Source organism: Methylocystis sp. H4A, assembly GCF_015709545.1.
GTDB classification, from domain to species: Bacteria; Pseudomonadota; Alphaproteobacteria; order Rhizobiales; family Beijerinckiaceae; genus Methylocystis; species Methylocystis silviterrae.
The window spans coordinates 1-20065 of sequence record NZ_JADNQY010000017.1 but is presented as its reverse complement, the minus strand read 5'-3'; the positions used below and the strand labels follow the sequence as shown (position 1 = coordinate 20065).

At 64.0% G+C, this 20065-nt stretch carries 22 protein-coding genes; 11 read left to right on the top strand and 11 right to left on the bottom strand.

The window, feature by feature from the left end:
* The first annotated feature begins 65 nt into the window (after positions 1-65).
* Both IYW40_RS03765 and IYW40_RS03760 read left to right on the top strand, forming a co-directional pair.
* Complete coding sequence (locus IYW40_RS03765) at positions 66-626, top strand: TetR family transcriptional regulator (protein WP_246720619.1); 561 nt, start codon at positions 66-68, stop codon at positions 624-626.
* A 31-nt stretch (positions 627-657) separates the two neighbouring features.
* The gene (locus IYW40_RS03760) at positions 658-2937 is read left to right on the top strand and encodes a hypothetical protein (protein ID WP_196399532.1); all 2280 of its coding nucleotides are present in this window, start codon (positions 658-660) and stop codon (positions 2935-2937) included.
* Between the two features lie 196 nt (positions 2938-3133).
* On the opposite strand, the gene hemH is transcribed toward IYW40_RS03760, so the two are convergent.
* A complete protein-coding gene (gene hemH / locus IYW40_RS03755) occupies positions 3134-4141 on the bottom strand; it encodes a ferrochelatase (protein ID WP_196399531.1) in 1008 nt (335 codons plus the stop codon).
* A 173-nt stretch (positions 4142-4314) separates the two neighbouring features.
* Between hemH and IYW40_RS03750 the strand changes: the two genes are divergently transcribed.
* Positions 4315-5670: a UDP-N-acetylglucosamine-peptide N-acetylglucosaminyltransferase gene (locus IYW40_RS03750; protein ID WP_196399439.1), complete on the top strand. Its 1356-nt coding sequence runs from the start codon at positions 4315-4317 to the stop codon at positions 5668-5670.
* Here the strand turns inward: IYW40_RS03750 and panB are convergent.
* Positions 5654-6481 (bottom strand): 3-methyl-2-oxobutanoate hydroxymethyltransferase, encoded by an 828-nt coding sequence (gene panB, locus IYW40_RS03745; protein ID WP_281432861.1) that lies wholly within the window; start codon positions 6479-6481, stop codon positions 5654-5656. The two genes, IYW40_RS03750 and panB, sit on opposite strands and share 17 nt — an antisense overlap.
* 75 nt (positions 6482-6556) lie before the next feature.
* Positions 6557-6694 carry a hypothetical protein gene (locus tag IYW40_RS03740; protein ID WP_196399438.1) on the bottom strand — a complete coding sequence of 46 codons (138 nt, stop codon included), beginning with the start codon at positions 6692-6694 and terminating at the stop codon, positions 6557-6559.
* Between the two features lie 346 nt (positions 6695-7040).
* Between IYW40_RS03740 and rpsF the strand changes: the two genes are divergently transcribed.
* Together rpsF and rpsR are read left to right on the top strand one after the other, a co-directional pair.
* Entirely contained in the window at positions 7041-7496 is a 456-nt protein-coding gene (gene rpsF, locus IYW40_RS03735) for a 30S ribosomal protein S6 (protein WP_196391599.1), read from the top strand.
* The gene (gene rpsR / locus IYW40_RS03730; protein ID WP_014890780.1) at positions 7493-7729 is read left to right on the top strand and encodes a 30S ribosomal protein S18; all 237 of its coding nucleotides are present in this window, start codon (positions 7493-7495) and stop codon (positions 7727-7729) included. The genes rpsF and rpsR overlap by 4 nt, the downstream gene beginning before the upstream one ends.
* A gap of 119 nt (positions 7730-7848) precedes the next feature.
* Here rpsR and IYW40_RS03725 read toward each other — a convergent pair whose 3' ends face one another.
* From IYW40_RS03725 to IYW40_RS03700, 6 genes are all read right to left on the bottom strand, one after another.
* Positions 7849-9663 carry a glucan ABC transporter ATP-binding protein/ permease gene (locus tag IYW40_RS03725; protein WP_196399437.1) on the bottom strand — a complete coding sequence of 605 codons (1815 nt, stop codon included), beginning with the start codon at positions 9661-9663 and terminating at the stop codon, positions 7849-7851.
* Positions 9664-9834: 171 nt separating this feature from the next.
* Positions 9835-10152 (bottom strand): HPr family phosphocarrier protein, encoded by a 318-nt coding sequence (locus IYW40_RS03720; RefSeq protein WP_196399436.1) that lies wholly within the window; start codon positions 10150-10152, stop codon positions 9835-9837.
* On the bottom strand, positions 10149-10550 hold the full coding sequence (locus tag IYW40_RS03715; RefSeq protein WP_018406034.1) for a PTS sugar transporter subunit IIA: 402 nt from the start codon (positions 10548-10550) through the stop codon (positions 10149-10151). Before IYW40_RS03715 ends, IYW40_RS03720 begins: the two co-directional genes overlap by 4 nt.
* Before the next feature lie 189 nt (positions 10551-10739).
* Complete coding sequence (locus IYW40_RS03710) at positions 10740-11204, bottom strand: HPr kinase/phosphatase C-terminal domain-containing protein (protein ID WP_196399435.1); 465 nt, start codon at positions 11202-11204, stop codon at positions 10740-10742.
* Complete coding sequence (locus tag IYW40_RS03705) at positions 11201-13123, bottom strand: sensor histidine kinase (RefSeq protein WP_196399434.1); 1923 nt, start codon at positions 13121-13123, stop codon at positions 11201-11203. The genes IYW40_RS03710 and IYW40_RS03705 overlap by 4 nt, the downstream gene beginning before the upstream one ends.
* A 22-nt stretch (positions 13124-13145) precedes the next feature.
* Positions 13146-13844 carry a response regulator transcription factor gene (locus tag IYW40_RS03700; protein WP_175095876.1) on the bottom strand — a complete coding sequence of 233 codons (699 nt, stop codon included), beginning with the start codon at positions 13842-13844 and terminating at the stop codon, positions 13146-13148.
* Between the two features lie 485 nt (positions 13845-14329).
* On the opposite strand from IYW40_RS03700, the gene IYW40_RS03695 reads away from it, so the two are divergent.
* Positions 14330-14755 carry a hypothetical protein gene (locus IYW40_RS03695; protein ID WP_196399433.1) on the top strand — a complete coding sequence of 142 codons (426 nt, stop codon included), beginning with the start codon at positions 14330-14332 and terminating at the stop codon, positions 14753-14755.
* 200 nt (positions 14756-14955) lie between these two features.
* Here IYW40_RS03695 and IYW40_RS03690 read toward each other — a convergent pair whose 3' ends face one another.
* Positions 14956-15195 (bottom strand): YdcH family protein, encoded by a 240-nt coding sequence (locus IYW40_RS03690; protein WP_196399432.1) that lies wholly within the window; start codon positions 15193-15195, stop codon positions 14956-14958.
* A 324-nt stretch (positions 15196-15519) separates the two neighbouring features.
* Here IYW40_RS03690 and IYW40_RS03685 point away from each other — a divergent pair, with 324 nt between their 5' ends.
* Positions 15520-15753 (top strand): hypothetical protein, encoded by a 234-nt coding sequence (locus tag IYW40_RS03685; protein WP_196399431.1) that lies wholly within the window; start codon positions 15520-15522, stop codon positions 15751-15753.
* Between the two features lie 56 nt (positions 15754-15809).
* Here the strand turns inward: IYW40_RS03685 and IYW40_RS03680 are convergent, their stop codons facing one another.
* A complete protein-coding gene (locus IYW40_RS03680) occupies positions 15810-16028 on the bottom strand; it encodes a hypothetical protein (RefSeq protein ID WP_196399430.1) in 219 nt (72 codons plus the stop codon).
* A gap of 497 nt (positions 16029-16525) precedes the next feature.
* On the opposite strand from IYW40_RS03680, the gene rpsL reads away from it, so the two are divergent.
* The 4 genes from rpsL to IYW40_RS03660 all read left to right on the top strand — a co-directional run.
* Positions 16526-16897 (top strand): 30S ribosomal protein S12, encoded by a 372-nt coding sequence (gene rpsL / locus IYW40_RS03675; protein WP_014890767.1) that lies wholly within the window; start codon positions 16526-16528, stop codon positions 16895-16897.
* An 11-nt stretch (positions 16898-16908) separates the two neighbouring features.
* The gene (gene rpsG, locus IYW40_RS03670; protein WP_018406024.1) at positions 16909-17379 is read left to right on the top strand and encodes a 30S ribosomal protein S7; all 471 of its coding nucleotides are present in this window, start codon (positions 16909-16911) and stop codon (positions 17377-17379) included.
* A gap of 11 nt (positions 17380-17390) precedes the next feature.
* The gene (fusA, locus tag IYW40_RS03665) at positions 17391-19466 is read left to right on the top strand and encodes an elongation factor G (protein WP_196399429.1); all 2076 of its coding nucleotides are present in this window, start codon (positions 17391-17393) and stop codon (positions 19464-19466) included.
* A 46-nt stretch (positions 19467-19512) separates the two neighbouring features.
* On the top strand, positions 19513-20065 hold a 553-nt coding region (locus IYW40_RS03660; RefSeq protein WP_196399428.1), incomplete at its 3' end, for a GTP-binding protein.

The following is a 20065-nucleotide window of genomic DNA, read 5'->3' as shown; positions in this document are numbered from 1 at the left end:
CGCAAGCTCAGAGGCGTTTCCGCGGCGCGTTTTTTTTGATACGACGCTGGCGCGGCGAAGGTTGAATGAACCGAATGGCGATGGTGGAAAAAAGCGCGCGTCAGCGCATTCTGGACGCTGCGCTCAAAATCCTAAGGAAGGAAGGCGTCTCGGCGCTGACCCAAACCCGCGTCGCCGCCGCGGCCGGATTGCGCCAGTCGCATTTGACCTATTATTTTCCGCGCAAGACGGATTTGCTCGCCGCGACGCTCGAAGCGTCTCATGCACAGGCGCATAAGCCCAAGCGCGGTTCGATCGGAAGCGACGTCGATCCTGTCGAAGCGGTGCGCGCGCTCATGTTCGAGCGCAACAGGATGCGCTTCTTCTTGAGCGTCGTGGCGCAGGCGAGCGACCAATCGGAAATTCGCGCAACGCTCGCCGCGCACGCCCGAGGCGTGGCCGAGCAGCTCGCGCCGCTCTTTGGCCGAACGGCCGATGACCCCGATATCATCGCCTTTATTGACATGCTGCGCGGCATGGGGTTGCGCCTCCTGCTGGAATCGGATGACAAGCGCCGTCCGACTGTTGATATCGACGCGCTCGCTGCGCGCTTCGGCCTCAGGCGGGCGCCTGAAGCGCGGCTTTGAGCCATGGCCTGGAGCCGCTAGAACTGTGGCCATGCAACGAATCGGCAAAAACGCCGGCCGCCCGGAAGGTCAGCCCTACGCCCTCGCGGCGGCGTTCTTCCTCGTCTGCGCGCTGGCGCTCGCCTTTCCCTGGCTTTCCGGGCGCGTCACCATTCCCTGGGACGCGAAAGCGCATTTTTTTCCGCAGTTCGCCTTTCTCGCCCATGCGCTACACAGCGGCCAGTCGCCGTTCTGGACGCCGCACGTCTTTGCGGGGATGCCGCAGATCGCCGATCCGCAATCGCTGATCTTCGCTCCGTTTTTCCTGCTGGCGGCGGCGCTGGTTCCCGAGCCGTCCTTCGTCCTGGCCGACGCGATCGTCTTCGCGATGCTGGCCATGGGCGGACTTGCCCTCATCGCCTATTTTCGCGATCGCGGCTGGAGCGCCGCGGGAGGATTGCTCGCTGCTCTCGCGTTTGCTTTTGGCGGCTCGGCCGCGTGGCGAATTCAGCATGTCGGGCAGATCATGAGTCTCGCCTGGCTTCCTGTCACGCTGTGGCTGCTGGCGCGGGGGCTCGATCGGCGGTCGGCGCTCTACGGCGCCGCGGCGGGCGCCGCCGCCGCACTGCTGGTGCTCGGACGGGACCAAGTCGCGTTCCTAGGCGTGCTGATGCTTTCCGCCTATGCCGCCTATCGCGTCGCCACGGATGAATCGCCCAAACTCAGCGCGGTCGCGCCCCTCGCCGCCGGAGCGCTCACGGGCCTGACGATCATCGCCGTCCCGCTTGCGTTCACGTTGGAGCTCGCCGCGCATTCGAACCGACCCGAGATCGATCTCGACGGCGCGTTCAAGGGCTCGCTGCCGCCGGGCTCCTTCTGGACGCTGATCTCAGCCAATATGTTCGGAACGGACGGCCCGCTCAAAAACTTCTGGGGGCCTCCCGCCGGAGAGCGCGACCTATTCCTCGCGCGCAACATGACCAATGTTTACTTGGGCGAACTGACGCTCGTATCGTTGATCGCGGCGCTGGGCAGGCGCTTCCTTTCGAATAAGGAAATCCGCTTCTTCGCCGCCGCCGCGCTGTTTTTCGCCCTCTACGCCCTGGGCCGCTACACGCCGGTCTTCGCCTTCTTCTATCATCTGCCGGGCGTCGACCTTTGGCGGCGGCCGGCCGACGCTACATTCTTGCTCGGCGCGACGCTCGCGATCCTCGCGGGCTATGGCTTCAATCTCGTTGAGCGGGGCGAGGCCACGCCACGCACGGCTTGGCTTGTCGGCGCCGTCGCCGCGCTGTTCGCGGTCGCGCTGCTTATCGCGGCCGCCAAGGGCCATCTTAATCAAGCCTCCTGGCCGCTCGCGATAAGCGCGATTTTTGCCGCGCTCGCCATCGCGCTTATCCTCGCGACTCGCGACAGGCTGCTGCGCGGCCCGTATCTGCTCGCGGCGGTCGCCACGCTGATGAGCGTCGATCTTACGATCGGCAACGGACCAAATGAATCGACGGCCTTGCCGCCTGAACAGTTCGAGGCCTTGCGGGTCGACGGCAAGGATCCCGTGATCGCCTATCTGCGCGGCAAGCTCAAGGAGACGGCGACGCCGGATCGTCGCGACCGCGTCGAACTTGCGGCGATTGATTTTCATTGGCCGAACGCGTCGCTCGTTCATGGCTTCGATCATGATCTCGGTTACAATCCCATCCGGCTTCGGCTCTTCGAAGACGTAACCGGCGCCGGCGACCATCTCGCGCTTCCCGAGCAGCGCCAGTTTTCCAAGCTCTATCCGTCCTATCGCTCAGTCCTGTCGGACATGCTCGGCCTGCGATTTATCGCGACCGGCGGGCCCATCGAAAAGATCGACGCGAATTACAAGCATGGCGACTTCGTCGAACTCACGCGCATCGGCGACGTTCACATTTACGAAAATCCCCGCGCCATGCCGCGCGTCATACTCGCAACCTGCGCCATCCACGTCGATTTCGCGGCGATGATGAAGAGCGGCGAGTGGCCGGAGGCGGACTATCGCGAGACGGTGCTCCTGGAGACGCCGCCGATCTGCCACACGCGCAAAGATGCGCCGCCGGCGACGGCGAAAATCCTCTCCTACGAGAACGATCGCATCGTCGCCGAGGCCAGCGCGCCTCCGGGCGGCGGCTGGCTTGTTTTGCACGACGTCTGGCATCCGTGGTGGTTCGCGAACCTCGACGGCGTGGAAGCGCCGATTCTGCGCGCGAATGTCATGTTCCGGGCCGTCGCCATTCCGGAAGGGCGCCATGAGGTGCGGTTCCACTTTCAGCCGCTGCGCGGATTGCTGACCGAATTGTCGCGAAGATAGCGAGCGAATGTCGGCAATTGGCGCGTGACACGAATTTTCTTTGCACGGCTCCGATGTCATTCCCGACGCGCGCAACGCGCGCGATCGGGAATCCAGAGCAAAATCAACATTGTTGGATCGGCTCTGGATTCCCGGTCAGGCCTTCGGCCTGCCGGGAATGACAGGGTCCGAGCGAATGGATCAGCCTGAATCCGTATCATATCCATCCCGCGATCTCGCGCTTCGCCAAAGTCTCGACAAGCGCCATGCCTTCGTCGCTGTCGTTGAGACAGGGCAGGCGGGCGAATTTCTCGCCGCCTTTCTCAAGAAAGAGATCGCGAATTTCGACGCCAAGCTCTTCGATCGTCTCCAGGCAATCGGCGGAAAATCCCGGCGCGACGACGGCGATGCGCTTGACGCCGGCGCCGGCAAGCTCGGTCACCACATCCGACGTATAGGGCTCGATCCACCGGGCGCGCCCAAAGCGCGACTGAAAAGCAAGACGCAGGCTTTGGGCGTTCATGCCGAGCCGTTCGCAGAGCAGTCGCCATGTCGCTTCGCAGTGCGTGCGATAAGGATCGCCGCGATCGATCTGCGCCTGCGGAAGGCCATGGAACGAGGCGATGATGACCTCTGGTTCGAAATCGAGCGCGGCGCGCGCGCGCGTAATATTCGTCGCGAGCGCGTCGATATAGGCGGGGTCGTCAAAATAGGGCGCGCCGATGCGGAGCGCCGGCTGCTTGCGCATCTCGCGCAGCGCGTCGAACGCGGCGTCGGCGGCGGAGCCCGTGGTCGATGACGCATATTGCGGGTAGAGAGGCAGCACCGCGATCCGCTCGCAGCCTTGCGCAATCAGAGCGTCGATCCGCGTCGCGATCGACGGCGCGCCGTAGCGCAGCGCGTAGTCGATGATGAGGTTCGAAGCGCCAATCCGCGCCTGCAGCTTCTCGGCTTGCAGGCGAGTAAAGGTCTTCAGCGGACCTTCGCCCGTGTCGACGTTCCAGATCGATTCATAGAGCTTCGCCGAGCGCGCCGGGCGGGTGTTGAGCACAACGCCGTAGAGGATCGGCAGCCAAAGCGCGCGCGGGAGATCGACGACCCTGCGGTCGGACAGAAATTCCGCCAGATAGCGCCGCACCGCCGCGACATCGGGCGCATCAGGCGTGCCGAGATTGACGAGGAGGAGTCCGACCGGCGCTTCTCTCGAGATCGTGGCTGACGTCATGACGAGCCTTGCTGCGGACCGGCCGCCCAGATGGCGGCGCGGCAAAAGAATATCTTCTAGCGGCGGCGGCGGTCCTGGCAACACGCCAAGACGACGATCGTCGCGCGGCATGGAAATCGCTTCGCGCACAAAGGCCGGCTGATATGCGGATTGGCCCCTCGCGAAAGGGCGCCATGAAATCCATATCTCGCAGCCGCGCCATGTGCGAATGGGACGATTTCGACACCGCCGCGCCGCAAATTCGCGCGGCGCTGGCCCTGTCGGATGGGCCAGCGACGCCCCCCTTCCTCCTGCTGTCGGAGCCCGGCATCACCGCCGGCGAACAGCGCGCCTGTTCCGAGAGCTGGACCGCCGCGCGGCTTTTGGCGGCGGGGCCGCTGCGCGCGAGCCTCGCCATGCGCTTCGACCTTTCCACCCGCAGCAGGATTCGCGTCGGCTATCTGTCAAACGACTTCCACGAGCACGCGACCGCGCATCTTCTCGTCGAGACGCTCGAGGCGCATGATCGCGCCCGCTTCGAGATTCGCGCTTACAGCTATTGCGGCGTCGAGGGGGCGATGCGGACGCGGCTGCGGGCCGCCTTCGACGCGTTCGCCGACATTTCGCAGCTGACCGACGCCGAGGCCGCGCGCCTCATCAATGCGGATGGCGTCGATATTCTGATCGACCTCAAGGGCTTCACCCATGGCGCGCGCACCAGCGTGATGATGCTGCGGCCGGCGCCCGTTCAGGTCAATTACCTCGGCTATCCCGGAACGCTCGGAGCGGGCGTGTGCGATTACATCGTGACCGATCGCTATGTCACGCCGCCCTCGTCGGCGTCGGCCTATTCGGAGGCCTTCGCCTATCTGCCGCACGCCTATCAGCCGCACGGGCGCGGGACGCCGCTGCGCGCGCCGCCCTCGCGGGCCGCCGCCGGTCTGCCGGCGGAAGGCTTCGTCTATTGCTGCTTCAATCAGGCCTATAAGCTCACGCCCTTTATCTTCGATCTTTGGGCGCGACTGCTCGAGGCGACGCCGGGCGCGGTGCTGTGGCTTTCGGCGGCGATGCTGGCGGAAGGCAATCTGCGCAATGAAATGCGTAGACGCGGAATTGACGCGGCGCGGATGATCTTTGCGCCGCATTTGCCACAGGCCGAACATCTGGCGCGCCTGCAGCTCGCCGATCTCGCGCTCGACACGGCGCCCTTCGGATCGCATACGACGGCGAGCGACGCGCTTTGGGCGGGCGTGCCGATCGTGACCTGCGCCGGCGACACCTTTCCCTCGCGCGTGGCCGGGAGCCTCTTGCATGCGATCGGATTGCCGGAGTTGATCGCGGCGGATTTTGACGAATATTTGGAGATCGCGCTGGTCCTGGCGGGCGATCCCGTTCGTTGCGCCGAACTGCGGGCCAAGCTCGCCGCCAATCGCCTGACGACGGCGCTCTTCGACGTCTACGCCTACACGCGCGCGCTGGAATCACTGTTCGAAGACATGTGGCGCCGGCGTCTCGCCGGCGCGCCGCCCGTCGTCATCGGAGCGGCTTAAGACCTGCCGCGCGCTCGAAGGCGGAGCGTTCGTCGTCAGCCATGTGAAAGGCGTGCTCCTGCGCCGGAAAGAGCCCGGCGCGAACGTCGCGCGCATAGGCCTCGACGGCCTCGCGCAGCGCCGCGCCAACGGCGCCGTAGCGGCGGTTGTGCTTGAATTCACGCGCGGTGATCCCTGCAAGATCGTTGACGACGAGCACCTGTCCGTCCGTCGCCGCGCCGGCGCCGATGCCGATCGTCGGCGCGCTGATCGCTTGCGTGATCCGCGCCGCGAGCTCCTGCGGCACGAGCTCCAGCACCACAAACTTCTGTCCGGCGGCGTCGAGCGCCAACGCGTCGTCATAGAGTTTCGCGGCGGCCTGCGCCGTCTTGCCCTGGCGCCGCTTGACGTCGTGATGCTGCGATTCAAGGCCGAGATGAGAGCACACGTCGAAGCCGGCCGCGGTCAGGGCGCGCATGATCTCGGGCTGCGCGCCTTCGAATTTCACGCAATCGGCGCCGGCGTCGCGCAGCAGGCGCGAACTCTCGGTCGCCTGCTGGGGCGTGTCATAGGTCGCATAGGGCAAATCGCCGATGATGTAGACCTCGGGCGCGCCGCGCCGCACCGCGGCGATGTGATGCGCCATATCGGCGAGCGTCACCTCGCGCTCATGCGCATAGCCAAGAACATTCACCCCGACGCTGTCGCCGACGAGGATAATGTCGACGCCGGCCTCCGCCTCGATGCGCGCGGTCGGCGCGTCATAGGCGGTGACGACCACGATCTTCTCCCCTCGGCGCTTCATGTCGAGGAAGGTGCTGGCGTTGGACAAATGGGGCTCCGGCGCGCCTAATCGTCAGGACGACACTCTATATCAAAACGGCTTGCGCTGGCTGGGGACAATGCGTCAGTGCGCCACGCCGTCCCTGCAGGCATGCGGCTGGCCGGGAACGCGGATTTCCTGGAAGCCGCCACATTTGTCGCAGGCGGACAACAGCGCGGAGAGGGCCGCCAGCAGCGCGAACACTCGGAATTTCCGCGTCATCTCGTCTCTCCTGGCGGCGGCTTGACGGCACGACCATACTGGCCGAGCCGGCTTGCGGCAAGCCGCGAGGCCGTGCGCTCTTGCATCCTGCTTAAAGCCGCGTATAAACCGCCGATCGCGACGTTCCCGGCCGGGGGCTGAACGGAAGCGCTCGAGCGCATATTCCCGAAACGCACAAAGCGCTTTCGGACGAGAATATGGGCAGAGAGCGAGGGTTTTAATGCCCGTCTTCCCGTGCCTCCGCCTTCGAACTTTCCTTCTCGAGCCTTTCCGGGGGCAGGTCCCCAAGAAGCGCTCGAAGGGCTTGGCGCCGGAGCGGCTCGCGGCAACGGAAAGGCGAAAATCCATGCCTCTTTACGAGCATGTCTATCTCGCGCGTCAGGACGTTTCTCCCCAGCAGGTGGAGGCTCTGACCGCGCAGTTCAAAAATGTCATCGCGTCGCTCGGCGGCACGGTCGGCAAGACCGAATATTGGGGCGTCAAGTCGCTCGCCTATCGGATCAACAAGAACCGCAAGGCGCATTTCACCCTGATGAACATCGACGCGCCGCCGGCGGCGCTCGCCGAGATGCAGCGCCAGCAGAGCATCAACGAAGATATTCTGCGCGTGCTGACGCTGCGCGTCGACGAGCTGGAGGAGGGTCCTTCCGCGCAGCTTCGCAAACGTGAAGACGACGACCGCGGCGATCGCCGGGGCCCGCGCGGCGATCGAGGGGATCGCGGCGACCGGGGAGATCGAGGCGATCGTCCCGAGCGTCGCCCGCGCCGTGAAGAAGGCAAGGTTGAAGGAGAGGTCGAATGAGCACCGCCCCCCGCCGCCCCTTCTTCCGCCGCCGCAAGTCCTGCCCGTTCACCGGCGCCAACGCGCCGAAGATCGACTACAAGGACACGCGCCTGCTGTCCCGCTACATCAGCGAGCGCGGCAAGATCGTGCCCTCGCGCATCACCGCCGTTTCGGCCAAGAAGCAGCGCGAACTCGCGCAGGCGATCAAACGCGCCCGCTTCCTCGGCTTGCTGCCTTACGTGATCCGCTAAAGAAGATCGCGTCTTTGAAGACTGCGGCCGCGCCCCGAAAGGGGCGCGGCTTTTTTTGTTTCGACCGATCGGTATTCGTCGCTGCCTTGCTTCTCGCCGCGCGCGCGCCGCCATAACCCTCACCCCGCCGGCTGCTGCGCGCCGGCTTCGTAAACACCGTCGAGCGGCGTCGTCGAAACGGTGGGCTCGGTCATGAACTGCGCCGCCGCGAGCATGGCGAAGCGACCGCCCTTCGCGACCAATTCGTCGAAGGCGCCGCTCTCGACGATCTCGCCCTGATCGAAGACGAGGATGCGGTCGGCGTTGCGCACGGTGGCCAGCCGATGGGCGATGACGAAGGTCGTGCGCCCCTTCATCGCCGCCTCCAGCGCCTTTTGAATCAGCCGCTCGGTCGTCGCGTCGAGCGCCGAGGTCGCCTCGTCGAACACCATGATCGGCGGATTTTTCAACAGCGCCCTTGCGATCGAGAGCCGCTGGCGCTCGCCGCCCGAGAGCGAGCGGCCGCGTTCGCCGACGCGCGTCGCCCGCCCGTCGCTCTGATGCGCGACGAATTCCGTCGCCTGCGCCAGTTCGAGCGCATGGGCGATCTCCTCGTCCGTCGCGTCCGGATTGCCGATTCGCAGATTTTCCTCGATCGATCGCGCAAACAGCATCGGCTCTTGAAAGACGACGCCGATGTTGCGGCGAAGCGAGCTTAGAGTGAATTCGCGGATGTCGACGCCGTCGATTTTCACCGAGCCGCTGTCTGGATCGAAGGCCCGATGCAAGAGCCCAAGCGTCGTTGATTTTCCAGAGCCCGTCGAGCCGACGAGCGCGATCGTCTCTCCAGGTTTCGCCGTAAACGACACGTCGCGCACCGCCGGCCGTCGCCCGTCGTAGGCGAAGGTGACGCTGTCGAATTCGACCGCGCCCACCAGCCGCTCCGCGTCGCGGGCATGCGGGCGATCGGCGACGCTCGGCGGCGTGTCGAGGACGCCGAAGAATTCCGCAATCTTCGCGGACTGCTGGAACAGGACATTGACGAAGCCGACCGCCTGTTCGAGGCGGGCGATCAGCATGGTCGCAAAGCTCATGAAGGCGACGATCTCGCCGATCGTCGCCTGCCCGCGCAAATGCAGCCAGACGCCAAGTAGGAAAATCGCCAGAATCGTCAGCGTCGCCGAGGCGCGGCTGGCGACGGCGACGAAGGCCCACCAGGAGAGAACCGGCATCTGCGCCGCGATGACGTCATCGATGATACGGTTCAGCGCATGCGACTCGCTTTCGATGCGCGTAAAGCTCTGCACCACCGGGATGTTGCCAAGCGCATCGGACGCATGTTCGGCGAGCGTCGAATTGTAGCGCTCGACCTGGCCCTGCAGATCTTCCGTGCGTCGTAGGACGAAGCTCGTCACGAAATAAAAGATCACGACAAGCGCCATGAGCAGCGAGCCGAGCCGCCAATTGACGAATAGCGTCGCCGGCAACAGCACGAAGAGCGCAACGAAGGACGCGCAGTTCTCGCGAAAGAACGAAAGCCACAGCCCCGACATGGCGTTCGCCCCATCGAGCATGATCTTTAAGAGACGTCCGGAGTGGACGTTGGTGTGAAAACTCAGCGGCAGGCTGAGAACGTGGTCGAAATAATCCGACATGATCGCGAGCCGGCGGCGATGCGCAAGACGATCGGCGTTGAGGCCGACGAGAATGGCGCCGCCGATCGAAAACAGGCCGAAGGCGGCCCAGGCGGACACGAGCGGCAGCAGATCGCTCCATGTCAAAGTCGCGCCGGGCGCCTGCGCGCGCGTCATGCGGTCGATAATGCGCCCAAAGAGCATCGGCTCGGCGAAGGCGGAGACGGCGAGCGCCAGATTGGCCGCGACCAGTATGAGCGCAAGCCGCGCCTGAGGCCGCAACAGCCCCAGCACCCGCACGTAAACTTTAAAGACGGACATTGACGACGCCTGCCAGCAGGGGAAGGTTCAGCAACGTGCGAGGGATCGCAACTCTCGCGGTTGCTTCGAATAACATGGCGACTGTGGCGGACGCGCTCTACAGGGCTGGCCGCTTGCGCGCAAGATTTGGCGCGCGCGCTGCGGCCGCTTTCGGCGGCGCCTTAGGCCGAGCTATTCGTCCTCGCCGAAGCGATGGGCGATGAGCGTCTCCAGCGCGTCGAGGGCCGCCTTCGCCTGGGGGCCCGTCGCGGTGACGACGATCGTCGCGCCCTGGCTTGCGCCGAGCGTCAGAATGCCCATGATCGAGCTGCCGCCAACGGTTTCGTCGCCTCTCGAAACGGTGATGACGGCGTCGAATTTCTCGCAGCACTGAACGAATTTGGCGGTCGCGCGGGCGTGCAGCCCCTTCTTGTTGACGATCGCGAACTCCCGCGACATGGAGTCTTCGGCCGCAGCCTGATGCAATTTATCGGTCACGAGGTCATTCATTTAGCGTTGAGCACTTTGCTGGCGATGTAAACATATTTGCGGCCGGCGTCCTGCGCCTGCAGCACCGCCTGCTCCAAAGGTTGCGTATCGCGGACCGAAGCGAGTTTGATCAGCATCGGCAGGTTGACCCCCGCGAGAACCTCCACCTTTCCGCCATCCATTACGGATATTGCAAGATTGGAGGGCGTGCCGCCGAACATATCGGTGAGCAGCACCACGCCTTCGCCGCTGTCCGCCTCGCGGATCGCCTCAATGATATCCCCGCGCCGGCGCTCCATATCGTCCTCGGGCCCAATCGAGATCGCCGCAATCTGCTTTTGAGGTCCGACGACGTGTTCGAGCGCCGCGCGAAACTCAGTGGCAAGGTGGCCATGGGTCACCAAGACCATTCCGATCATACGACCCTACCACTCATGAAGACGTCTCTTGCGCGCCGATGTCTCGTAAAACGCGTCGGCCCGCAAGGGCGAACGGAGCCAGATTGCATCCCAGGAGGAGCCGTTGCGCCCGCCGTGATCGCCCCGCTCAACAGGGGCGACATTTTGTGCAACGCGGCGAAATAGGCAAGCGAAAACAGCAGGACTCCGTCAATTTGTCACAACGTTCTGAATGTAAGCCGCAATCCGAGCCGCCGCCCCGATGTTTTCGGCGTTTTCGAACATACGCGGCAGCGTTACGCCGCTCAGCCGAGTCGTTGCTTGGTCCTCGTCCGGATATCGTTTCGGCGACTCTTTGGACGCGAGGAGGTCCACTACGGCCCGCAAGACGCAGGCCGGCTCATAGGCGACGCGCAACAACCCGAGACCGCGCGCCTCGATCATGCCGCGGATTGACGGGTGCGGCCTTGCGATCAGGCGGCCGTGACGCGCTTCGAGCGCGACACGGTCGTCGCCGACGAGCGCCGCGAAAGCGCCGCGCGCCCGCCAATCGGCAATCAGCTGCAAGCTGAGCGCGCTCTTGCCGGCGCCGGACGGTCCGCGCAGCAGCAGGCCGAAGTCGCCGAGAACCAGCGCATTGGCGTGAACATATTCTGACGCTTGCGGCGGCGTCATCGCGCCGAAGGCAACCAGACGACAAAGCGGGCGCCAAGCACGGCGTCGCCGGGCAGGGGCTCGTCAGTGCCCTGCGGATGCGCGCGGGTGCGGTTGAGGGCGCGGACGCGTCCGCCATGCGCCTCGATGATTTGGCGGGAGATCGAGAGCCCGAGCCCGGAGTTCTGGCCAAACCCCTGTTCCGGCCGGTCGGTGTAGAAACGCTCGAAAATGCGTTCGAACGCGTCGTCGGGAATTCCGGGGCCGTCGTCATCGACGATGATCTCGAAGCCCTCGATCTGCTGGCCTCCCGGCCCCTTGGCCCGCTCCGGCCACAGCAGCACCCGTACGACGCCGCCGGGCTTTGAAAACGACCGGCCGTTGTCGATCAGATTGTTGAACACCTGCCCGAGGCGCGAGTCATTGCCCAGAACGCGCCAGCGGCTGCGCGGCGCGTCGTATGGAGAGGAGCGCACGGTGAGCTGAATGTTGACGCCGTCGCCGCGGTCCACCGCGCGCGCCAAGTCGACGACGGTCGACAGCGCCGCCGAGAGATCGACGACGTCCATGTCGGCGCGCGCGAGTTCGGCGTCGAGACGAGACGCGTCGGAAATATCGCTGATCAAACGGTCGAGCCGGCCGACGTCATGCTTGATGATGGCGAGCAGCCTGTCGCGCGACTCCTCGGTCTTGGCGATCGGCAGCGTCTCGACGGCGCTGCGCAGAGACGTCAATGGATTCTTGAGTTCATGCGCGACATCCGCGGCGAAATGCTCGATCGCGTCGATGCGGTTGTAGAGGGCCTTCGTCATGTCGCGCAGCGCGCCGGAAAGATGGCCGATTTCGTCCGGCCGGTCCGAGAAGTCCGGGATCTCCTGGCGGGATTTGACGCCGCGCCGCACGCGCTCGGCCGCTTCGGCGAGGCGGCGCATCGGTTCGGTGATCGTGTTAGTGAAGAACAGCGAGATCAGCAGCATCACGCCGGCCGAGACCAGAAAGATGCGGATGATGCCCCAGCGTTCCGTGACGATCACGGCGTCGATGTCGCCGCCCATGGTCGAAAGGAGCAGTGCGCCGCGCACCGACCGGTAACGCTGAACCGGGACGGCGACGGAAATGATGGTTTCGCCCGTGGCGTTGGCGCGCACCACCGAATGAATATGTCCGTCGAGCGCGCTGCCGACCTCAGGATAGGCTTTGCCATTGCCCATGCCGATGTCTTCGTAAAGCGGCAGCTCCGGCCGATGTGACAGCCGCTGGACAAACTCCAGCGATCTTTCGAGGAAGGAGGATGCGTCGAGGGTCGTGGGCTGGCCGGCCGCCGGCGGCAACTCGAAGCGCAGAATGTTCGAACGGCCGGAGACGGAGCGCGAGTCCAGCAAAAGGAAGCCGTCGCGGTCGTAGATGCGCGCCCGCAGCCGCGTCGGCGACACCAGACGCCGCAGCAGCGGCCCGACGCGCTCGGGATTGAGCGAAAACTCCAGCGGAGAACCGCCTTCGGCGCCGCTCGCGCTCTCTCCCGGCGCGAGCTTCAACAGCTTTTCCGGATCGATGGAGATGGCGTCGGTGTCCACCGTCGCCGAGGCCGCCACCGCCGCGGCGATGATCTCGCCCTGCGTCTGCAGACTTTGCACGCGGGCGTCGATCAGACCTTCGCGAAACTGGTTGAGGTAGAGGAACCCGGCCAGCAGCGCGACAAGCCCGCCAAGATTGAGAACGACGATGCGGCGGGTGAGCGAGGACGAAAGATGCGACTGGACCGTTCGCTGCACAGTTCGCTGCGCCCGCGCCAAACGGACGGAGATCGTCCGCCACAGGCGGGCCCGCGCCGCCGCAGCGTCGCGCGCAGGAGCGGTCGCCGGGACCGCCGGACGCGGCGCTTCCGCGACCGGGTCGCCGACGGCGGTCACGTCGCCGTCACCCTCGATGCTTGCGTCCACCTCGCGTCCCCTCCGCGAGAACTCAGGCTTCCTTGAATCGATAGCCCACGCCATAGAGCGTCTCGATCATTTCGAAATCATTGTCCACCACCTTGAATTTCTTGCGCAATCGCTTGATGTGGCTGTCGATCGTTCGATCGTCGACATAGACCTGGTCGTCATAGGCCGCGTCCATGAGCGCATTGCGGCTCTTCACGACGCCGGGACGCAGGGCCAGCGACTGCAAAATCAGGAATTCGGTCACGGTCAGCACCACCGGATCGCCTCGCCAGGTGCAGGTGTGGCGCTCAGGGTCCATCACGAGCGCGCCGCGCTCCAGGACCTTGGCTTCCGATTCCTTCTGAGCCGCGGCCTCCTTGGGATTGGCGCGCCGCAGGATCGCCTTCACGCGCTCGACGAGCAGCCGTTGCGAGAAGGGCTTATGAATGAAGTCGTCCGCGCCCATTTTCAGGCCGAACAGCTCGTCGATTTCCTCGTCCTTGGAGGTGAGAAAAATCACCGGGAGGTCGGACTTCTGCCGCAGTCGACGCAGAAGCTCCATGCCGTCCATTCGCGGCATCTTAATGTCGAAGATCGCCAGATCGGGCGGGTTGGCGCGCAGTCCGTCGAGCGCCTGCGCGCCGTCGGTATAGGTCTGGACGCGATAACCCTCGCCCTCCAGAGCGATGGAGACAGAGGTGAGAATGTTTCGATCGTCGTCGACGAGAGCGATGGTCGGCATCTTCACCCTTTGCTATTTGCGGCCGCAATTTAACGTCCGGGCCGGCGCGACGTGACTGCGCTTTCCGCGCGAAACGACCGCCCCCGATTCCTCGAAGGGCGCGACGTCGATGCTCAACAGTCGACACTCTTATCGACTCGACAGCGGGACGTTCGAAAGGCGCCGTCGACCTGACAAAGTCCGAGGCCAAGGCGGCTGAAATGTGGCCGACGTCCGTTCCCAGGGGCGGCGCCGCCTTGATGCCGCTGGACCGCTTATACACAGTATTGTCGAAAAAATCACCTTGTGCCAGGGCATGCGCGATTAAACATAACGGCGACAATGGGATAGCTTGGCCGCAGCGACAGTCGGGCGCGCTCCCGGGGGTTGGAAAATCTCGGGTTTTTGCCAATCTGCTAAAGGGTCTTTCAGCCCCGACGCCGTTCTGGCTCATAAGGCGCAAGTGAAAAGCGCAGCGCGCGGCGTCAGCCCCAGGGAGTGGATCGATGAGCGAAGATTGGGCATATCAGGTTCGGGTCAATCTCGTCGACGCGGCGGCCAAGCTCGCGCGCAAGGATCCGGAAAATCCGGCGCTCAAGCCGCTCAGCGATATTCTCGCCAAACATAACGCGAAGCTTCGGAACCAGCTCGACGCCTTTTCCGAATATGTCGCTGCGGCCGAACAGCGCGGCGAGGAGAATTTCCCGCTCTACAAATGGACCAAGGCGGTGATCGAAGATCCGGCGAAAATCGAGAAGCACAGCAAAGCTTTCTCGATCCATGTCGCCGGTGAGGAAATCTATGGAAAGGACGTCGCCGACGCGCTGGAGGCGGAACTTCAGCCCCTCGTCGGCGGCCCGCTGGTCGCCCGCCTGACCAAGCACGACAGCAACCCCGCCAACAATCCGCAGCCGCCTGCGCAATATCGATAGCGCGGCGCCGTGGCGGCCGGTTCGCCGCGTCATGGCCGCGCTTGTCGCGGCCATCCACGCCGTGGCGCGCCTTCCGTGGCGCGCCTTCCAAGACTCAATAGGCGCGATCGCCTCGTGGATGCCCGGCGCAAGGCCGGGCATGACGGCGCTGCACGCCCGCTCCCTCTCCCGCGCAGCGGGGGAGGGCCGGGGAGGGGGTCTTAAACCGTCGCCAGGAAGCCGGCGATCTCGTCCTTGAGCGCGAGCCGCTTCCTTTTCAAATCTTCGATCGTCGCGTCGTCGGCCGGCTCGACATTGGTCTCCATGCGGTGAATGGCGCGATTGAGCGTGTGATAGTCTTCCGCGATGCGGGCGAAATGCGCGTTTCCGGCCTTCAACGCATGAATCGCTTCGGCCTGCTCCGGAAATTCGTCATGTAACTCATGCGCGACATGGCTCATGCGGTCGGTTCCTCCTGTTTTTTCGCCGTGAGCTTACCGGCTTTCGCGGCGGCGTTGAACGGCCCCTTCGCCGCCTGCGACGATTTGCGCCGCATTCGTCGCCGCGCTGTCATGCCCGCGACAGCGGGCAGCCAGAGCCAGGCCCGGACATCATTGATGTTGCAAATGGATTCCCGGTCGCGCGGCGCGCGCCGAGAATGATGGCGGCCTTGCGACGCGCGAGTGACCCGCTCATCTTGTGAGGCGCGGAGATTTCGATGAACGACATTTCAGACGGCGAGTTGAATAGCGTGGCTGAGCACGCAGCCGCGCGAGGTCAGCGTCGTGATCGCCGCGCGGGCGGCCCTGCGCGTCGCGCCCTCGCTCTATCGAATTACGAAGCGTGACCAGCGCCGCTTCGTAACGTTGACTTTCGCGTACTTTTGGTCGAGCGCAGCGGCGCGGGTCGCAGCCAAATATCCGACCCGCGCTAATGAACTTCGCGTCTACGCCGACCTTGCCGCCTATGCCGCCTCCGACGCCGCTTCCGCCTACGCCGCCATCGACGCTTCCGCCTAGGCCGCCCGAGTCACCTCCGCCCCCGACGCCTCCGCCTCCGCCGCCCTCTCAGCCGCCTACGCCTTCGCCTCCACCATCGCCTCCGCCTCCACCTCCGCCGAAGATATGTGGATAGCGGTCTCGGCCGACGCCAACCGGCTTAAATCCGTTGTGGCAAGCGTTCTCGCCAGCAAAAAGCTTTGGGCGGCGGCGATTAAAGCTGGGACGAGGCGGCGCAGAAGCTCGGCGAGCACGCGGGGCCGGTGATCGAGTTCTTGAAGAATTTTCTTCCTCAATGACAAAAATGACGCTTAGCGGACTTTTCTATAGACGGTCTTGAAATGCAGCCGACGTCATTGCGAGGAGCATCGCGACGAAGCAATCCAGGGCAGCGGGCGCGGCTCTGGATTGCTTCGCTTCGCTCGCAATGACGAAGGGAAACGAATTTCTCCCTCATGACGCACTCTCCGCTTGACGCACCTAATCTTCGCGATTAGGTTCCGCCCACTTTCGACAGGCCGTAAGTTCATGCCGTCGGCGAGCGCCTCGCTCTCGATCCTTCGAACTTAAACGCTGTCGCCTTGCCTGTGACCGCCAAATGTAATTGGTAATCAGCACGTCGCGAAAGCGACTGACAGGAAGGCACGATCCCGGCGACGGGATCCTCTGCGTTAGAAGCGCCTTGGCCCTTACGGCCATCGGCGCTTCGCTCGTTTGCGCGTGCCTTTAAGGCCATGCGCGGCGGGACCACCTTGACATCCGCCATTCGCAATCACGCGAAGGACCCTATTGAATGCCGACGATCAGCCAGTTGATCCGCAAGCCGCGCCAAGCGCCGACCTATCGCGAGAAGGCGCGCCATCTGCAGTCCTGCCCGCAGAAGCGCGGCGTGTGCACCCGCGTCTATACGACGACGCCGAAGAAGCCGAACTCGGCGCTTCGCAAGGTCGCCAAGGTACGCCTGACCAACGGATTCGAGGTCATCGGCTACATCCCGGGCGAGGGCCATAACCTTCAGGAGCACTCGGTCGTGATGATCCGCGGCGGCCGCGTGAAGGATCTTCCCGGCGTTCGCTATCACATTCTGCGCGGCGTGCTGGACACGCAGGGCGTCAAGGACCGCAAGCAGCGCCGTTCGAAATACGGCGCGAAGCGTCCGAAGTAAGGAGCCATTCGATGTCTCGTCGCCACCGGGCCGAAAAGCGTGAAGTGATCGAAGACGCCAAGTTTGGCGACATCGTTCTCACGAAATTCATGAACTCGATCATGTACGACGGCAAGAAGTCGGTCGCCGAGCAGATTGTCTATGGCGCGCTCGATCAGGTCGAGTCGAAGGCCAAGAGCGATCCGCTCGCCGTCTTCAAGCAGGCGCTCGAGAATGTCGCGCCGGCGATCGAGGTTCGGTCCCGCCGCGTCGGCGGCGCCACCTATCAGGTGCCGGTCGAAGTGCGCAACGAGCGTCGTCAGGCGCTCGCCATCCGCTGGATCATCACCGCGGCCCGCGCCCGCAACGACAAGACCATGGTCGACCGTCTGTCGGCCGAACTGCTCGACGCGTCCAACAACCGCGGCGCCGCGGTGAAGAAGCGCGAAGACACGCATCGCATGGCGGAGGCCAACCGCGCCTTCTCGCACTACCGCTGGTAAGGACAACCGTCATGGCCCGCTCTCATCCGATCGAGGACTACCGTAACTTCGGCATCATGGCCCACATTGATGCGGGCAAGACGACGACGACGGAACGCATCCTCTATTACTCCGGCAAGAGCCATAAAATCGGCGAGGTGCATGAAGGCGCCGCGACGATGGACTGGATGGAGCAGGAGCAGGAGCGCGGCATCACCATCACGTCCGCCGCAACGACGACGTTCTGGAACGGCAAGCGCCTCAACATCATCGACACGCCCGGCCACGTCGACTTCACGATTGAAGTCGAGCGCAGCCTGCGCGTGCTCGACGGCGCCGTATGCGTGCTCGACGGCAATCAGGGCGTCGAGCCGCAGACTGAGACCGTCTGGCGTCAGGCCGACAAATACAATGTGCCGCGCATCGTCTTCGTGAACAAAATGGACAAGATCGGCGCCGACTTCGACCGCTGCGTCGAGGAAATCAAGACGCGCGTCGGCGGCCGCCCGGTCTGCGTGCAATTGCCGATCGGCTCCGAGTCGAATTTCAAGGGCATCATCGATCTCGTGCGCATGAAGGCCGTGGTCTGGGAAGACGAAGGCCTCGGCGCGAAATATCACGACGAAGAGATTCCGGCCGACCTGCTCGACAAGGCCAAGGAATATCGTTTGGCGCTGATCGAAGCCGCGGTCGAAATGGACGACGACGCCATGGCGGCCTATCTTGACGGCCAGGAGCCGGACGAGGAGACGCTGCACAGGCTCATCCGCGCCGCCGTGCGCAAGATCGCCTTCATCCCGGTGTTCTGCGGCTCGGCCTTCAAGAACAAGGGCGTCCAGCCGCTGCTCGACGCGGTCGTGCATTATCTGCCGTCGCCGGTCGATCGCGAGGCGATCAAGGGCGTCGACGTGGACACGGGCGAGGAGCTGGATCGCAAGCCGCTCGATTCCGAGCCCTTCTCGATGCTCGCGTTCAAGATCATGGACGATCCCTTTGTCGGCACGATCACCTTCGCCCGCGTCTATTCGGGCAAGATCGACTCCGGCACGACAGTGCTCAATTCGACGAAAGAGAAGAAAGAGCGCATCGGCCGCATGCTGCTGATGCACGCCAATAATCGCGAAGACATCAAGGAAGCCTTCGCGGGCGACATCGTCGCGCTCGCGGGACTCAAGGACACGCGCACCGGCGACACGCTCTGCGACATGCAGAAGCCCGTCATTCTGGAGCGCATGGAGTTCCCGGACCCGGTCATCGAGATCGCCATCGAGCCGAAGTCGAAGGCCGATCAGGAGAAGCTCGGCATCGCGCTGCAGAAGCTCGCGGCGGAGGATCCCTCGTTCCGCGTCTCGACCGATCAGGAAAGTGGCCAGACCATCCTCAAGGGCATGGGCGAACTGCATCTCGACATTAAGGTCGACATTTTGAAGCGCACCTATAAGGTCGACGCCAATATCGGCGCGCCGCAGGTCGCCTATCGCGAGCGCCTCGGGCGCAAGCTTGAAATCGACTATACGCATAAGAAACAGACCGGCGGCACCGGCCAGTTCGCGCGCGTGAAGATCATTTTCGAACCCAACGAAGCCGGCAAAGGCAATGAGTTCGAAAGCAAGATCGTCGGCGGCGCGGTGCCGAAGGAATATATCCCCGGCGTCGACAAGGGCATTGCGTCGGTGACGACGTCCGGCATTCTCGCCGGCTTCCCGGTCGTCGATCTGAAAGCGACGCTCATCGACGGCGCCTTCCATGACGTCGACTCGTCGGTGCTCGCCTTCGAGATCGCCTCGCGCGCCGCGACGCGCGAAGCGCTGCAGAAGGGCGGCTCGGTGCTGCTCGAGCCGATCATGAAGGTCGAGGTGGTGACGCCGGAGGAATATACCGGTTCTGTCATCGGCGATCTGAATTCCCGTCGCGGACAGATTCAAGGTCAGGACATGCGCGCTAACGCCGTGGTGATCAACGCCATGGTGCCGCTCGCCAACATGTTCGGCTACGTCAATCAGCTGCGCTCCTTCACGCAGGGACGCGCGAGCTACACGATGCAATTCGATCACTACGAACAAGTGCCCGAGGCGGAGTCGAAGAAGGTGCAGGCGAAATACGCCTGATCTCGATCACTACGGGCAAACGGAACTCTTTAAGAGGAGCACGGCGATGGCCAAGGAAAAGTTTTCACGCACGAAGCCGCACTGCAACATTGGGACGATTGGGCACGTCGACCACGGCAAGACGTCTTTGACGGCGGCGATCACCAAGGTTCTGGCGGAGACGGGCGGCGCGACCTTTACGGCCTATGACCAGATCGACAAGGCGCCGGAAGAGAAGGCGCGCGGCATCACGATTTCGACGGCGCATGTCGAATATGAGACGAAGAACCGCCATTACGCCCATGTCGATTGTCCCGGCCACGCCGATTATGTGAAGAACATGATCACCGGCGCGGCGCAGATGGACGGCGCGATCCTGGTGGTCTCGGCCGCCGACGGCCCGATGCCGCAGACCCGCGAGCATATTCTGCTTGCCCGCCAGGTCGGCGTGCCGGCGCTCGTCGTGTTCCTCAACAAGGTCGACATGGTCGACGATCCGGAGCTTCTCGAGCTCGTCGAGCTCGAAGTGCGCGAGCTGCTCAGCAAATATGAGTTCCCCGGCGACGACATTCCGATCACCAAGGGTTCGGCGCTGTGCGCGCTCGAGGGCAAGAACCCCG